The following is a 16249-nucleotide window of genomic DNA, read 5'->3' on the forward strand; positions in this document are numbered from 1 at the left end:
CGAGTCCTGCTGGAGAAAGCGGACCTTTTGAAAATAGAGGTGATGGCTTTTATGTTATCTAATAAAGTAAAGTTAACGGCGAAAGATATTTTAGAAAAAGAATTTAAGACAAGCATGCGGGGATATAATCAAGAAGAAGTTGACCAATTTTTGGATCTTGTCATTAAAGATTACGAAACTTTTCACCAAGCCATTGAAGAATTGCAAAAAGAAAACTTAAGATTGAAAATGAAGCTTGAGAAAGCGTCTAAAGTGGAGTCTCCGTCCATGTCACGGCTTCAAACGCAGCCGGCCAGCCAGCCGCAGCCAGCTGTCACCAATTATGATATTTTGAAACGACTTTCCAATTTAGAAAAACATGTATTTGGCGATAAGCTTTATGAAGATTAACCTTTTTCGTCATGAATAAAGAAAATGACGTTGAATTTTTGCGCTGTTTCTTTTATAATAGTTCAAGCCAAAAGGATAATAACGTTCAGGTAATCGCTGCAGCCTTTAAGGTTGCAGAGGAAAGTCCATGCTCACACGGTGCTGAGATGCCCGTAGTGTTCGTGCCTGGCGAAACCATAAGCCAGGGCAGCTCGGCATTTGCTGGGCTGACGGCAGGGAAAGTACCTAAGTCCTTTTAAGGGATATGGTATGATTACCTTGAAAGTGCCACAGTGACGCAGCTTTGCGAGAAATCGCAAAGGTGGAACGAGGTAAACCCCGCGAGTGAGCAACCCAAATTATGGTAGGGGCGCCTTCTCGAAGGAAATGAACGGAGAGAAGGGCAAGTAAGACGTTCTTGCTTGCAGATAGATGATTACCGCCTGAGTACGAGACTATCCCAGTCGCTTGCAGTACGAAGGAACAGAACATGGCTTACAGAACGTTATTATCGGGAATAGGATGTATAAAAAGCTCTCCTTTTGGGAGAGCTTTTATTATGGGTTTAAGAAGTAGTCCCATTTTTTCTACATACGGATATCAATGAAAAATGAATAGGTGATGAAATGTCAACATATACCATTATTGCGACGACTGCAATGGGACTGGAAGCCATTGCGGCAAAGGAAGTCAGAAACTTGGGGTACGAATGCAAAACCGAAAACGGAAGAGTCCTGTTTCGAGGAGATGAGAAAGCCATTGCCCGTGCCAATCTTTGGTTGAGAACGGCAGACCGAATCAAAATTCGAGTCGGCCGTTTTAAAGCATTCACATTCGATGAACTTTTTGAACAAACAAAGGCGCTGTCTTGGGAACAATTTTTGCCCGTAGATGCTGAATTTCCCGTTCAAGGCAAATCCGTTAAATCCAAGCTGTACAGCGTCCCAGACTGCCAAGCGATCGTCAAAAAGGCGATTGTCGAGCGTCTGAAAAAAGCGTATCATCACCCTTCATGGCTGGAGGAAAACGGAGCATTGTTCAAAATCGAAGTGGCCATCCATAAAGATGAAGTGGAACTGTTACTGGACACTTCGGGCAGCGGACTGCATAAGAGAGGCTACCGTGCTGGACAGGGAGAAGCGCCGTTAAAAGAAACACTGGCGGCGGCATTAGTGCTGCTTACGAATTGGACGCCGGACCGTCCGTTTATCGACCCTTTTTGTGGATCGGGAACCATTCCGATTGAAGCAGCTTTAATTGGACAAAATATTGCTCCTGGATTTAATCGCAGTTTTGTTTCTGAAACATGGCCTTGGATGAATGCTGCTATTTGGGACGATGCTCGCACTGAGGTGGAAGATCTTGCTGAATACGACCGAGAATTGGATATTATGGGGACGGATATCGATCATCGGATGATCGACATTTCCAAACAAAACGCTTACGAAGCTGGCCTAGGCGAATTGATTCAGTTTAACCTGAATCCGTGACAAAACATCTTTACAATGGTCGCAAACCGTTGATACGATAAGGGAAAACGACGTTGACGATTTTTCATCAAGTAGGTGATGTGATGAAAGATTTCCCGATTCGGTTTGTATTGACAGATGAAGCGATTACCCCAAGTGCTGGGCTTGCTCTCGTTGGCTACTTACTCCATCGAACGAAACTGGATAAACGGGTAAACGCACTTCGGCTTCCAACGGTTCGTCGAGAAGTGCACATTTCCCATAGCGATGTCATTCGCTCGATGATTGGCTTGCTTGCCACAGGAAAAACGGATTTCGATCATATCGAAGCGTATCGTCAGGACGATATCTTTTCGGCATCGATGGGGATTCAGCACGTGCCTTCCTCTCCAACCTTGCGACAACGACTCGATCAGCTCGCTTGTCTTCCGATGACCGAAACGATTCTTTGGGAGGAGTCCATACGTCTGTTGATTCAACGACATGCCACTTTGTCCCCTTGTTGGACCAAAGGAAAGACGACATGGCTTCCCCTTGATATAGATGGTTCCCCATTTGACAACTCCGATACGAAAAAAGAAGGAGTCAGTCGAACGTATAAAGGATTTGACGGTTTTACACCGTTGTTTGCGTATGCAGGGAAGGAAGGGTATCTCGTTCATGCCGAGTTGCGTCCAGGGAAACAACATGTGCAAGACAACATGCCCTCGTTTTTAGTCACCGCTATCCGTCGAGCTCGTCAACTGACTTCATCTCGTCTGCTTGTTCGCATGGATGCAGGAAACGATGCAGAAGCGAATGTGCACGTATGCCTAAAGGAAGACGTGGACTTTGTCATCAAGCGAAACTTACGCCGAGAATCGAAAGCGCTTTGGTTCCAGATCGCTTCGCAAAAGGGCAAACGTGTCGATGATGGACAAAGCGAAGGAGTACAAACCTATGAGCTATGCCTTCCACAGAAGGCAGCGATCGATGGAAACACGTATACGTACGTTCAAGTCACCCAAGTGACGGAACGGACGATGGAACGCAATGGACAGCTGATGCTCGTTCCTGATTATGAAGTGGAAAGCTATTGGGTGCGGCTCAAAGGATACGAGCATGTTCGAATGAGCGATGTGCTCGCGTTGTATCATGACCATGCGACATGCGAACAGTTTCATAGCGAACTGAAGAGCGACTTAGATTTAGAGCGGCTTCCATCTGGGAAGATGAAAACGAATGCGCTCGTGTTGGTCATGGGAGCCTTCGTTTACAATCTTCTTCGTCTGATTGGACAAGATCTATTAAGCGATCCGAGACATCCGTTGCACCACAAAGTGAAACGCCGCCGCATCAAGACGATTATTCAGACGGTGATCACGATGGCAGGGCGACTCGTCCGTCGATCACGACAGATCTGGATGAAACTGACGCGAAGGAGTGGCTATAGCGAGCCCCTACTGAACGTCTATCAGAAATGGAGAGAGGTAAGATAACGAACGAATGTTCGGGCACTAATGTCCAACGTCACTCCCTGTGCTTTTTTGTCTATTTTTTTGGTTCGTATACCTAAAAAAGAGATTTGTTCCATTTTCGGAAATAGAGATGACATAGGTCATAAGCATAAAAAGGGTTTTATGGATTATCAATCCATCAAAATTACAACAAAATCAAAGTCGATTTCAATTCATCACGGATTCAGGTTTAAACAAATGCAGGTGAAAGATCTTCATACCACAAAACAATACGGAGTGATCGTCGGTAATCCTCCGTATGGTGAGCGGTTAGGAGAAAAAGCGGAAGTAGAGGCTATGTATCGGGATATGGGGAGGACTTTTGCAAAATTAGAGACTTGGTCGATTTATATTTTGACTTCCCATCGGCAATTTGAAACATTTTATGGAAAACCGGCAACGAAAAAAAGAAAATTGTTTAACGGATTTATCAGAACGGATTATTATCAATACTGGGGGCCGAAACCACCAAAAGACATGAGATCATATTAATCTGCGGGGGGGCTCCCCCGCAGATTCCTATTTGTACAAGAAAGCTCCGGTATCGAATAGACTGTATCGGATTGTTCGATTAAATAGCGAGTGGTCGGTTTTATCTACAGAAAGCAAATATACTTTTCAAAATCTTCGCACCGTTTTTAAAAGCCCGCCGATATTTTTTGGAAAATGTGGTAAAATGGGTTCATACGGAGAAAAGGGGGGACCTAAATGAATCCAATGACGAAAGAAATTGAAAACGATTTTTTGCAATATATCCAAAAAATGACCTCTTTTCAAGAGGCTTTAAATCTCCTTTATTGGGATATGCGGACAGGTGCGCCTAAAAAAGGAATTCAGCAGCGTGCCAATGTGGTGGGGGTATTGTCTTCTGAATTGTTTCAAATGTCTGTCTCCGACGAAATGGCATCTTTTATTGCCAGTTTATCCCCTCATGAAGAAAAGCTTTCGCCGACAGTTGCAAAAATACTAGAAGAATGCAAAAAGGAATATCATCGTAATAAAAAAATTCCGACTCAAGAATATAAAGAGTACATAATATTGCAGTCAAAAGCGGAGAATGCATGGGAACAAGCAAAAGAGGAAAGTCGTTTTGAACTGTTTAGACCTTATTTAGAAAAAATCGTTGAGTATAAGAAGAGATTTATTGAATATTGGGGCTATAAAGACCATCCATACAATGCATTGCTTGATTTGTACGAACCGGGAGTGACAGTGGACGTTTTAGATCCTGTTTTTAAAAAGGTCCGGACGTTTCTGGTAGATTTTGTTTCAAAAATTGAGAAGTCGCCTCATAAACCAAAAACCGATTTTTTATTCCAATATTTCCCGAAAGAAAATCAGCGCTTATTTAGCTTACAGATTTTAAAGAAAATGGGGTATGATTTAGAAGCCGGCCGATTGGACGAAACGATCCATCCCTTTGAAATAGCCTTAAATCCAGGTGATGTCCGAGTAACGATTCACTATAATGAAAAAGACTTCCGGGTCGCCATATTCGGTACGATCCATGAAGGAGGTCATGCCATTTATGAACAAAATATCCGCCGTGATCTAATTGGAACACCTCTCTGTGCCGGCACGTCAATGGGCATTCACGAATCGCAATCATTGTTTTATGAAAACTTTATCGGCCGACATCGTCATTTTTGGAAAAAGCATTTTGATCTCTTGAAGCGCTATTCCAATGGCCAGTTTGATACCGTTTCTACAGAAGAGTTTTATCGGGCGGTGAACGAAGTAAAGCCGGGATTGATTCGGATCGAAGCCGATGAATGTACTTATCTGCTCCATATCATTATTCGGTATGAAATAGAAAAAGCGCTTTTCCAAGATGAAATACAGGTGAAAGATTTACCGGAAATTTGGAATTTAAAATATAAAGAATACTTAGGCGTTTCTCCTCAAAACGATGGAGAAGGCGTGCTCCAAGATATCCACTGGGCAGGAGGAGATTTTGGTTATTTTCCTTCCTACGGTCTCGGATTTATGTATGCAGCCCAATTTTACTACAGTATGAAAAAGGATTTACCTGATTTGGAGGGGCTTCTGGAAACAGGCCAATTGCTTAAGATCAAAGAATGGCTCAATCAAAATGTCCACCAATACGGAAAATTAAAAAAACCGCTCGAAATTTTAATGGATGCGACAGGAGAAGAATTAAATCCGGAATATTTCATCCGTTACATCCGCAATAAATATACGGACATTTACCGGTTATAGCTCACCGGAAAACCGTCTGATGTTTGATTTTCTTTGAAAAAGGCATGATCTCATTTTTTAGAAGTTTATGGTTATATAGTGGATCATCCGATCAAAAAGCGTTTCATGTTTCTTGAGGAGAAAAAAGTTTCTCCTCTTTTTCTAGCTTATGGCTTTGGTGTGATACCGTTATCGTTAAATAGTAGGGGCTTGTATGAAAGCATTTTTTTAATTGTTGGGCGTAAACCATAGGTAACGTAATAGCATCGCTGCGAATCTTTCCGAAAGTATAAAAAAACAGAAAAATAAAGAATGTTCAGAATTAAGAGGAATATATCGTGGAAAGATTTATTCAAACAAAATAATGTTCGTATTCTCTATTGAAATCACTTACTAATTTGCTATAATGTTAGTAAAATTTCAAAATGCATTCACTCATATAATGGCAAGAATATGGCTTGCCAGTCTCTACCGGACTGCCGTAAACAGTCTGACTATGAGTGAGCAATGAGGCGGACCGATTTGATTTGATCTGTCCTGTTTTTCCTTGTCCCTTTAAAAGCTCAAAGGGCATTGCTTCACTCATGTTTGGGGAATGCAATGACCTGCGGGCTTTTTTCTTTTCTGCGGGTCAAAAGAAAAGGAGGACTATGATGAAGCATTTGGAAGAAAAAATTTTAAAGGAAGGTTTGGTTTTATCTGATCAGGTGCTGAAAGTCGATTCCTTCCTGAACCATCAAATCGATCCTTTCCTTGTCAAGGAAATGGGGGAAGAGTTTGCGAAAAGATTTCAAAACGAGTCCATTACAAAGGTGCTGACATTGGAATCAAGCGGTATTGCTCCGGCGGTCATGACGGCTCTTGAACTGAAAGTGCCGGCTATTTTCGCTCGCAAAAACAAATCTTTGACTTTGTCGGAAAATGTTTATTTATCAGAGGTGTACTCTTTTACAAAACGTGAGAAGAGCACCATCTATGTATCGAAAAAATATTTAAACGAAAGCGATCGTGTCCTGATTATCGACGATTTTTTGGCAAACGGACAAGCAGCTTGCGCCTTATTGGATATCTTAAAACAAGCAGGTGCACACCTCGTTGGAATAGGCATCGTGATTGAAAAGGCCTTTCAAAATGGCGGTTCCCTTCTTCGTAAGCAAAATATTCGAGTGGAGTCGCTGGTCCGAATTCAGTCATTGGAAAACGGTAAAGTACGATTCCATGAGGAGGCATTGCTATGAAAAACCGATGGATCCAAACGGCTTCGTTAGGGCTGCAGCATGTCTTGGCCATGTATGCCGGGGCGGTGATTGTTCCTTTAATTACAGGCAGTGCGTTGAAAATGACCAGCGAACAATTAACCTATCTAGTATCGATTGATATTTTTATGTGCGGGATAGCGACCTTCTTGCAAGTATGGAAAGGAAAATGGTTTGGAATCGGTTTGCCGATTGTGTTGGGATGTACATTTACGGCTGTTGCTCCGATGATCGCCATCGGACAGTCGTACGGCTTGCCGGGTGTTTATGGAGCCATTTTGGCTTCAGGGATTTTTGTCGTGCTGATTGCGCCTGTTTTCAGCAGACTTGTCCAATTTTTCCCGCCGATCGTAACGGGCTCTGTTGTTACGATAATTGGTCTTACACTAATACCTGTTGCCATGAAAAATATGGCCGGAGGAGAAGGAAGCCCCGATTTCGGTTCTCCTGCCAATATTGCCCTTTCTTTTGGAACATTAATTGTCATTATCGTACTTTATCGTTTTTTCACAGGTTTTATTCGATCCATTTCTGTTCTTCTTGGGTTATTGGCTGGTACAATGGCGGCAGCAATGATGGGAAAAGTGGATTTTTCACCCGTTTCGGAAGCATCCTGGTTCCATATGATTAAGCCGTTTGTATTGGGTGTGCCAGCTTTTCATTGGACTTCCATTTTGACCATGATTTTTGTGGCGATTGTGAGTCTTGTTGAGTCAACCGGCGTCTATTTTGCGGCGGCAGATATTTGTGAAAAGAAAGTAAATGAAGATGATCTCAAAAAAGGATATCGTTCTGAAGGGATTGCCAGTATTTTAGGATCTCTCTTTAATTCTTTTCCGTACACGGCTTTTTCGCAAAATATCGGACTTATCCAACTATCCGGCGTCAAATCAAGATCTGTTATATTCGTAACGGCGTTCATTTTAATGCTTCTTGGATTGATTCCAAAGATAGGAGCTTTTACAACGATCATCCCGTCCTCTGTTTTAGGCGGGGCAATGGTGGCGATGTTTGGCATGGTCATAGCTCAAGGAATTAAAATGCTAAGCAAAGTCGATTTTACATCGCAAGAAAATTTATTGATTATGGCTTGTTCCATTGGGATGGGTCTTGGAGTGACAGTGGTGCCGGATTTATTTGGCCAATTACCGAAAGCTCTGCAAATTTTAACAGGAAATGGAATTGTGGCGGGAAGTGTGACAGCGATTGTATTGAATATCGTGTTTCATATGATTGGCAAAAGAACAGATAAAAGCACAGCTGTGATTCAACAGAAAATTTCATAAAAATATTCAAAAATTTAGCTGGAAAAAATAAATGAAAGGCAAGGGACTCGATTCCTTGCTTTTTTATTTGGCCCTTCATACCCATTTCGGGGGATGCTGGGCTGTTGTTGTTTGCGGTGAAACTTTTGTTCTATTCACAGGATGCCCGGAGAGATTGTCTTGATTTTTGGAATCATAACTGTCAATCGGAAGGAAAAACTATTATTACTACAAAACAGGAGAGGATTCCGATGGGAATGATTGTAGCGGCGGGGCATGCCAATCCTGACTATTGTGCCTCCCAAGAGGAAGTACAAGCATTGGTAAAACAGATTTTTTCCGGTTATCCCCCTGTGGACAGGATGCTGAAAGTGTTTCAAAATGCCGAAATTGAGACTCGTTATTTTGTGAAGCCCATAGAGTGGTATCAAACATTTCATGATATGGAAGAGCGTAATCGGCTGTTTGTTGAAGAAGCAGTGCGGTTAGGGAAAGAGGCCATTCAAAATTGCCTGGACAAACAACCGCTCCATTATGAAGATATTGAGGCGATTTTTACCGTTTGCACGACGGGACTCTCCACCCCCAGCCTGGAAGCGAGGATTATGAATATACTTCCGTTCTCTTCGTCTGTGAAACGAATTCCTATATGGGGATTAGGATGCGCAGGCGGAGCATCGGGGCTGGCTCGGGCGTTTGAGTATTGCAAAGCCTTTCCAAAGGCAAATGTGCTCGTTTTGGCAGTTGAGTTATGCAGTTTGACGTTTTAATTAGATGACCGATCTAAAAGCAATTTGATCGGTACTTCTTTATTCGGTGACGGAGCGGCGTGTATGCTCGTTTGCGGCGTGGAGAGTCCAGTAGTGAAAGCGAAACAGACTCTCCCACATATTTTTGCAGCCAAAAGTGTGCTAAAAAAAGACGCACTTGATGTCATGGGATGGGATATACGCAATAACGGTCTGTATGTTATTTTTTCAAAAGATATCCCGACCCTAGTGGCAAATTGGCTTAAACCAGTTGTAGAAGATTTTTTGGCTGAGCAAAAACTTTCTTGGAACGAAATATCCCATTTTATCGCCCATCCTGGAGGGAAAAAGGTCATTCAAGCCTATGAAGAAGCTTTTGGCATTCATCGCGAAATGATAGCAGATGCTGCTTTCATTTTGAGAAAATACGGAAATATGTCTTCCCCCACCATTTTTTATGTGTTGGAACGAGTGCTGAAAAAATCGATCCGCAGCGACGAAATCGGACTTGCCTGTGCCCTTGGGCCGGGATTCAGCACAGAACTTTTGCTCATGAGGTGGACATAATGCTGTTTTTTTCGTATTAGGTTGGTTAGTGTTGCAACGGTTGATCGAACTGAGAATAGCGAAAAGGAACGAAAAACGGCTGATCGATAAAGGAGCAGTGGAATTCGGCTCTGGTCATTATCCTTGGATGGTCCTCCTGCACTGTGCTTTTTTTCTATCCCTTTTAGCTGAAGTTCAAGGGTTTGGCAAAACACCTCATCGTTATTGGATTTTTCTGTTGTTGCTGTTTTTTTGCCTTCAAATGGCAAGAATATGGATTATCACTTCATTAGGCCCTTATTGGAATACAAAAATTATCGTGCTTAAAGGAGCGGAAGCGATTGAAAAAGGACCTTACCAATGGATTAGACATCCTAATTATTGGCTTGTCACACTCGAATTGATCTTAATCCCGCTTCTGTTTCAAGCGTATATCACCTTGTTCTTGTTTTTTCTCCTCAATCAATCGATGCTCCGCATTCGCATCCGAACGGAAGAAAAAGCTCTTTTAGCCTACACAAATTATCAAGACTTGCTGGATCGCCAGCTTTGGCCAAAGCGAAAACGAAATGTACGTGAAAAATGACATTGAAAATGATTCTCGTTTATGCTATAGTCTAATTACTAATGAAAATGATTATCATGTGCATGAAAAGAGAGGAGCAAAGCCATGATCGCTATTTTCATCCTTTTAACGGTCGTTATTTGCGGATTAACATTAAAATACGTACTAAATCATGTTCTTCAGCCTGAAAGACTGCCCTCTGCTCCTCGTCCATCTCAGCAAGAATCAAAAGACGATCCCGTTTATGTCCCAATACATTCCCACCGTTAAAGGCAAACAAAATGTTTGTCTTTTTTATTGTTTGGAAATAGAAAATTTTGGCTGCCCATCCCTTTAAATCGTTCTTTCATATAAAACTGGACTGTATTAGAATAAAGGGGAATCAATGAAAAAACTATATTAGTGTTTTTCTGAAAATAAAAATATTTATGGGAATAGAGGAGAATTTCCGATAAAATAAAAAGAGAATTTTATTCTATCAGCGCCGTGCTGAACGGTTTTAGTTTAAGCGATAAAGGGGTTAAGGGAATACATGTCAACTGCACATAAACATAAGACAACGGAACAAATGATGGCGAAAAGCATGATGCTTTATGAACGGTTTCAGCAATTCGGAGACCATGAAAGGGCGGAAAAAGCAAAAAGATTTCTAAAAAAGCTCTATCGAGAGGAATTTATTATTGCTTTTTGCGGTCATTTTTCAGCTGGAAAATCAACGATGATCAATCAGCTGACAGGGGAATCGATTTTGCCGTCGAGTCCGATTCCGACAAGCGCTAATTTAGTCAAAATTCGCCATGCCGACGAGGACTTTGCGAAAATTTTGTATCGAAACCGCAAACCGCTTTTGTTCAAAGGTTCGTACGAGTTTGATACAATAAAAGAATTTTGTAAAAATGGCATGGAAGTGGAATCCATTGAAATCGGCCGCAAGCAGTCCAAGCTGCCGAAAACCTTAACGGTGATGGATACACCTGGGATTGATTCAACCGATGATGCCCATCGCATTTCCACAGAGTCGGCTTTGCATTTGGCTGATATGGTGTTTTATGTCATGGACTATAATCATGTGCAATCAGAATTGAATTTTACTTATACGAAAGAGCTCCTTTCCCATGGAGCAAAATTGTACTTAATTATTAATCAGATTGACAAGCATCATCAAGAAGAATTGTCTTTTGATGAATTTCGGCAATCAGTTTACCGTGCTTTTGATGATTGGGGAGTCCGTCCGGAAGGATTTTATTTTACAAGCTTAAAAGAGCCTGATCATCCGTTCAATGATTTTTCCGTTGTGAAAAAGCTGGTGGCAGATAGCATCCAAATGCGGGAGGAGCTATCCTTGCAGTCTGCCGAAGCGATGACGGAGCGGCTGATTGCGGAGCATTTGGAATGGTTGAAAAAAGAACAAGACGAAAAAAGAGAGCAGCTTGCGGCAATACTAGGAAACGAATGGAATGAAAAAGAGATTTTCGCAAAGGAAGAACAACTAAGAATAAAAATCGAACAAAAAGATGTTCAAAAAGCAGTGGAGGAATTGGAAAACGAACGGGAAACCATTTTAAAAAATGCTTATATCATGCCGGCGCAGACGCGGGAACTTGCCAAGTCCTTTTTAGAAGCGTACCAGCCTGATTTTAAAGTCGGCTTTTTTTTCAGCAAGAAAAAAACGGAAGAAGAAAAGACCCGTCGATTAGAGCTGTTTTTAGCTGACTTGCAGGAAAAAGTAAAGGCCCAGGTCGAATGGCATATTCGTGACTTGCAGGCAAAATGGCTGAAAAAATACAATCTCGTTCATGACGATTTAGCAATGAAGGCGGAAGAATTTAGGGTCCAATTGGATTCAGCGCTTTTAACGTCGGCGATTAAACCGGGCGCTCAAGTAACAGGTGATTCCGTGCTGCATTATTGCGACGAAGTAGCCGAAAAGCTAAAAAAGATGGCTCGGATGGCCAGCAATGAATGGCTGGAAACGGCCAAATCGATTCTGGAGCAAAAATGGCAGTCGGAGCTGGGATCATTGCAAAACGAATGGACAGAGTGGAATCAAAAGAAAAATGCTGTGCTTCAATGGAAAGAACTTGACATTCTTGAAGACGAAAGAAAAAAAGCGTTTGCAATGTTGAAAACCGGCACGTACTCTTATTCTCCGACCTTCGATGAAAGAATACGGAAATGGGAAGCCGAAGAGCAGGAAGCGGAAATTTTTACAAAAGAAGCGAATCCATCAAAAACAAAATCGATTCCAAAAATCCAAAGAAGAGAAAGCGAGTATAAAAAAGCTGAATCTGAAGCGCCGGCTTTTTCTCCTGTCATCATCGCAGAGAAAATGCATCGATGGAGCGAAGCTTTAAAAGGAATTCCGGGCTTTAAATATTTGCGGAAAGAATTGGAGGAGAAAGCGAACCGCTTAGGAAAACAAGAATTTACGATTGCATTATTCGGTGCTTTCAGTGCCGGAAAGTCTTCCTTTGCCAATGCCATGCTTGGTGAAAAAGTGCTGCCGGTTTCCCCTAATCCAACGACAGCGGCAGTCAATCGTATTCACCCACCGAATGAAATCTATCATGATCGGACAGCGGCTGTCCATTTGAAAACAAGGGAAGAAATGCTTTCCGATTTGCAGTCCTCTTTAGGTGTTTTTCATGTGATGGCGGATTCCCTTGAGGAAGGATATGAACGCATTCCAAACATTACTGCAAACGAGAATAAAAATGGAAAAGAAAATATTCATCTGTCCTTTTTAAAAGCGTTTTATGAAGGATTTCCGGAATATAAAGACCATTTAGGGGAAACGCTCGTCGTCGATTTGGATACTTTCCGGGGGTTTGTGGCCAATGAACGTCAAAGCTGTTTTGTAGAATCAATCGATCTTTATTATGATTGTGAATTTACCAGATTGGGAATCACATTGGTTGACACTCCGGGAGTTGATTCTATCAATGCCCGCCATACGGGAGTCGCCTTTGAGTATATTAAAAACTCCGATGCGATTTTATTTGTGACCTATTATAACCACGCATTTTCAAAAGCAGATCGTGAATTCTTGATTCAGCTTGGCCGGGTGAAAGACTCGTTTGAATTGGATAAAATGTTTTTTATCGTTAATGCCGTAGATCTTGCTAATGATGAGGAAGAAATGGCGGATGTTTTATCGTATGTTCAAGGTCAGTTGCTGCAGTATGGCATTCGCTTCCCGCGAATTTACGGCGTCTCAAGCCTGCTTGCTCTAGACCCGAACAAACGAATGCAATCGCGGATAGAGTCGTTTCAATCAGCATTCGAATCTTTTTTACAATATGATTTAACGAAGATTGCCGTACAATCTGCAGAACGTGATATGAAGCGTGCAGTCTTGCAGCTGGAGCAATTAATCAAAACGGCAGAGGAGAATCGGGAAAACCGAAAAGAAAAGAAAGCATTGCTGGCAAATCAAAAAGAGCAAATCAGCCAACATTTGCAAAAGGAAACTCCCGATTTTTTGTGGAAACGGTTGTGTCAAGAAATCGATGAGCTCGTGTATTATGTGAAACAACGTGTTTTTTATCGGCTTCCAGACTTTTTTAAAGAATCTTTTAATCCATCTGTTTTGCAGCCGTCAAGCGGAAAGGCAGCACTTCGTACAGCATTAGAGGACTTTTTGAGCTCTATCGGATTTGATTTGTCTCAAGAAATGCGGGCCACAAGCTTGCGAGCGGAGAAATTTCTTCACCAAGTTTTAAATGCGAAGCAAAAAAGTTTGCACGAACACTATCAAAGTATTCAAGAACAGCTTTACTTTTCTGATTTGGAATGGTCGACGAAAGAAACGCCTGAATTTCCGGCAGCGTTTCATTCTCTTCCACAAGAAACGTTTTCACCGGCGCTCGCTCTTTTCAAAAATGCCAAAACGTTTTTTGAAAAGAATGAGAAACAGCTCATGCAGAATAAATTGGAAGACATACTGTCGCCGTTAGCCGATCAATATCTTTTTAACGAAAAAGAAAAATTGAGCCAATGGATAAAAGAGACATTGGACGAACAATTCAACCGCCTGAAGAACAGCTTAGAATCTGAATGCGAGGAACAATTCTCCGCTTGGATGGAAGCGTTGGAAGCAACGGAAAATATACAGGAATGGAAAGAAGTGCTGAAGGTGCTTCAAAAAGACATCGCTTAGGAGGAGATTGGATTTGTCTGTCAACCGGTTCCACGCATGCGCCACCTGCATTCATTTTTCAGCCGAAAAAACGGAAAGTGGAATGCTTTTTCGCTGTCTCCGCTTAGGCTATGATACGAAAACTTATTATCGGTTCAACTGCTGGACACCAAAAGACCATGTAAGGAAATTGATGAAAAAAGAGAAAGGCGAGGTATTGGAACAGAGGTCGTCCTAGGAAGAAAAGAATCAGTCCGGGGCTTTCAATCGAAGCTCCGGTTTTTTTGAACAAAAAAGAGAAACACCATCATGTTAAGATGATTGAACGGCAGTTTGTCAACAATGCCGACAAGGCCATTGTTCTTTATCATGGAAAATGGAATTCTTTCTAGAATCAATGAATTATGGTAGTATGAAAGGAAGTTCATATTCAACAATGGGGTGACGGAATGAAAGAGAATGAACATCTTTTAATCGTAGACGGAATGGCGCTTTTGTTTCGGTCTTTTTACGCAACGGCTGTGACGGGACAATTTATGATCAATTCGAAAGGGATGCCGACTAATGGCGTGCAAGGATACATAAAGCATTTGCTGACAGCGGTAGAGAAGATTCAGCCGACGCATATCGCGGTATGTTGGGACATGGGTGGTAATACATTTCGAAACGACCTTTTTCCTGATTATAAAAGCAACCGTGAGACACCGCCGGTTGAGTTGATTCCTCAATTTGACCTGGCGAAGAAAGCGACTGATTTTTTTCAACTTCCGAATATTGGAGTGGAAGGTTTCGAAGCAGATGATTGCATTGGAACCATCGCTAAAAGGGAACACCCCAAAAAAGTCACGATCTTAAGCGGAGACAGAGATTTGCTGCAATTGCTGGATGAACATATCGATGTCATGCTTCTGAAAAAAGGGTATGGAAACTATGCATTTTACACATACGAAAGATTCTATGAAGAATACGGTGTGACGCCCCAACAGTTTATAGATGTCAAAGCATTGATGGGAGATCCGAGCGACGGCTACCCGGGTGTGAAAGGCATTGGAGAAAAAACGGTACTGAAATTAATACAACAATTTGGCTCTATCGAAGGAATCCTTGAAAATCTTTCTTTGCTGTCGCCTTCTCAGAAAAAGAAAATAGAAGAAGATTTAGATATGCTTTTCCTTTCGCGGAAATTAGCAACCATCCATTGTGATGCTCCAATTAGCTGGAATAAGGAACAGGCGCGTTGGGAGCCGTTTCTCGATTCTATTATGGAGTGTATCGAACAGTTTGAATTCAAAACGTTAAAACCACTTTTATTACGCTGGAACGTTCATAAATCAGCCGGACTGTTATCGAATGAGCGGTGAGCAAAATATGTTGCCCACCGCCTTTTTTTAACAGGAAATCGAAAGAAGCGCTTTTTCGTAAAAGTATTTAAATTAAAACAGTCATTGGCTATTTTTTATTCGATTTTTTGGCTGCATTTTCTAATTGACTTTTAGGATTGGGAGTAAAATCTGCATCTTGGCCATAGCCTTGCGGATTAACGCCTGGTGCCTTTGTTCCTCTTCCTCGGTTTCTGTTTTTGCTCATGATGGTCACCTCCATCTTTACTTTCTCTGGAGGGAGTTCATTTTATGCAAAGCAGCCGCTCTCTCTGAAAAGAAAAGCAGGTCAGTGAATAGGGGAAACGGCGTGTTGATGATTTTTTATACTTATCAAGATACGACGAGCAGAAACGTCTTTTTTTCACTACAGCCTCTTAATCGCATAAATGGTTCTGAAATGTTCATCTGGATGCGAAGGAACTCTCGTTATCTCAAGTTCAATCTCGATCTAATCCTGTTGGAATAACCTGTACAGGTTTTTCAACCTGATAGAATGGTAGGAAACCATTTTTTGTTGTTTGAAAACTTATACACTTGGGAGGGATGTTTCATATTATTAAAAGTTATGAAACTGGTGTTTTGTCGCACATGAACTCCCAAAAGGACAAACGAAGAGATTTGATTTGACTGTTTGAAAATATTCAGCTCACTTTATGATGTGGCTGAATAGTTACAATAAATATATATAAATACCCATATTAAAAGGCGAAGCCCTCACTCCGCCTTTTTGTTTCGTTTACCCTGAGTCCGACACAGTTTGAAGACCATTTTAGATAAACGAAAAGAAATACATGAGTCAATCGGGGAAGAAAGGA

The 16249-nt window shown here is 41.7% G+C and carries 11 protein-coding genes, 1 other RNA gene, 3 pseudogenes and 1 riboswitch; of the genes and pseudogenes, 14 read left to right on the top strand and 1 reads right to left on the bottom strand.

What is annotated here, in order from left to right; translation table 11 throughout:
• Window positions 1-51 precede the first annotated feature (51 nt).
• From gpsB to N1I87_RS07325, 14 genes and pseudogenes are all read left to right on the top strand, one after another.
• Window positions 52-390, top strand: coding sequence for a cell division regulator GpsB (gpsB, locus tag N1I87_RS07255; protein WP_003355088.1), 339 nt, complete (start codon window positions 52-54; stop codon window positions 388-390).
• Between the two features lie 81 nt (window positions 391-471).
• An RNA gene (rnpB, locus tag N1I87_RS07260) (RNase P RNA component class B) lies at window positions 472-872 on the top strand.
• Window positions 873-995: 123 nt separating this feature from the next.
• A pseudogene (locus tag N1I87_RS07265) lies at window positions 996-1844 on the top strand (THUMP domain-containing class I SAM-dependent RNA methyltransferase); the annotation flags it as partial.
• Between the two features lie 98 nt (window positions 1845-1942).
• Window positions 1943-3316 carry an IS1380-like element ISGsp2 family transposase gene (locus tag N1I87_RS07270; RefSeq protein ID WP_339195758.1) on the top strand — a complete coding sequence of 458 codons (1374 nt, stop codon included), beginning with the start codon at window positions 1943-1945 and terminating at the stop codon, window positions 3314-3316.
• A gap of 141 nt (window positions 3317-3457) precedes the next feature.
• Window positions 3458-3826 (top strand): annotated as a pseudogene (locus N1I87_RS07275) (class I SAM-dependent RNA methyltransferase); the annotation flags it as partial.
• A 216-nt stretch (window positions 3827-4042) separates the two neighbouring features.
• Window positions 4043-5554: a carboxypeptidase M32 gene (locus N1I87_RS07280; RefSeq protein ID WP_341101160.1), complete on the top strand. Its 1512-nt coding sequence runs from the start codon at window positions 4043-4045 to the stop codon at window positions 5552-5554.
• 394 nt (window positions 5555-5948) lie between these two features.
• Window positions 5949-6050: riboswitch (purine riboswitch) on the top strand.
• 136 nt (window positions 6051-6186) lie between these two features.
• Window positions 6187-6771, top strand: coding sequence for a xanthine phosphoribosyltransferase (locus N1I87_RS07285; RefSeq protein WP_048623532.1), 585 nt, complete (start codon window positions 6187-6189; stop codon window positions 6769-6771).
• Window positions 6768-8075 (top strand): nucleobase:cation symporter-2 family protein, encoded by a 1308-nt coding sequence (locus tag N1I87_RS07290; protein ID WP_003355084.1) that lies wholly within the window; start codon window positions 6768-6770, stop codon window positions 8073-8075. The genes N1I87_RS07285 and N1I87_RS07290 overlap by 4 nt, the downstream gene beginning before the upstream one ends.
• 230 nt (window positions 8076-8305) lie before the next feature.
• Window positions 8306-9370 (top strand): annotated as a pseudogene (locus N1I87_RS18015) (type III polyketide synthase).
• 28 nt (window positions 9371-9398) lie between these two features.
• Window positions 9399-9935 (top strand): isoprenylcysteine carboxyl methyltransferase family protein, encoded by a 537-nt coding sequence (locus tag N1I87_RS07305; RefSeq protein WP_341101165.1) that lies wholly within the window; start codon window positions 9399-9401, stop codon window positions 9933-9935.
• 84 nt (window positions 9936-10019) lie between these two features.
• Window positions 10020-10184, top strand: coding sequence for a hypothetical protein (locus N1I87_RS07310; RefSeq protein WP_341101168.1), 165 nt, complete (start codon window positions 10020-10022; stop codon window positions 10182-10184).
• A 262-nt stretch (window positions 10185-10446) separates the two neighbouring features.
• A complete protein-coding gene (locus N1I87_RS07315; RefSeq protein WP_341101170.1) occupies window positions 10447-14073 on the top strand; it encodes a dynamin family protein in 3627 nt (1208 codons plus the stop codon).
• 13 nt (window positions 14074-14086) lie between these two features.
• Window positions 14087-14290, top strand: coding sequence for a hypothetical protein (locus N1I87_RS07320; protein ID WP_341101171.1), 204 nt, complete (start codon window positions 14087-14089; stop codon window positions 14288-14290).
• A 211-nt stretch (window positions 14291-14501) separates the two neighbouring features.
• Window positions 14502-15413 carry a 5'-3' exonuclease gene (locus tag N1I87_RS07325; protein ID WP_341101174.1) on the top strand — a complete coding sequence of 304 codons (912 nt, stop codon included), beginning with the start codon at window positions 14502-14504 and terminating at the stop codon, window positions 15411-15413.
• A gap of 88 nt (window positions 15414-15501) precedes the next feature.
• Here N1I87_RS07325 and sspL read toward each other — a convergent pair whose 3' ends face one another.
• Window positions 15502-15639, bottom strand: coding sequence for a small, acid-soluble spore protein L (gene sspL, locus N1I87_RS07330; RefSeq protein WP_341101176.1), 138 nt, complete (start codon window positions 15637-15639; stop codon window positions 15502-15504).
• Window positions 15640-16249 lie beyond the last annotated feature (610 nt).

The organism is Bacillus sp. FSL W8-0102, assembly GCF_038007225.1.
Classification (GTDB): Bacteria; Bacillota; Bacilli; order Bacillales; family DSM-4216; genus Bacillus_O; species Bacillus_O smithii.

Coding starts and splice junctions, on each gene's coding strand:
- N1I87_RS07290 (WP_003355084.1), top strand. CDS start 6,768: ATGAAAAACCGATGGATCCAAACGGCTTCGTTAGGGCTGCAGCATGTC.
- N1I87_RS07285 (WP_048623532.1), top strand. CDS start 6,187: ATGAAGCATTTGGAAGAAAAAATTTTAAAGGAAGGTTTGGTTTTATCT.
- gpsB (WP_003355088.1), top strand. CDS start 52: ATGTTATCTAATAAAGTAAAGTTAACGGCGAAAGATATTTTAGAAAAA.
- N1I87_RS07310 (WP_341101168.1), top strand. CDS start 10,020: ATGATCGCTATTTTCATCCTTTTAACGGTCGTTATTTGCGGATTAACA.
- N1I87_RS07325 (WP_341101174.1), top strand. CDS start 14,502: ATGAAAGAGAATGAACATCTTTTAATCGTAGACGGAATGGCGCTTTTG.
- N1I87_RS07270 (WP_339195758.1), top strand. CDS start 1,943: ATGAAAGATTTCCCGATTCGGTTTGTATTGACAGATGAAGCGATTACC.
- sspL (WP_341101176.1), bottom strand. CDS start 15,639: ATGAGCAAAAACAGAAACCGAGGAAGAGGAACAAAGGCACCAGGCGTT.
- N1I87_RS07280 (WP_341101160.1), top strand. CDS start 4,043: ATGAATCCAATGACGAAAGAAATTGAAAACGATTTTTTGCAATATATC.
- N1I87_RS07315 (WP_341101170.1), top strand. CDS start 10,447: ATGTCAACTGCACATAAACATAAGACAACGGAACAAATGATGGCGAAA.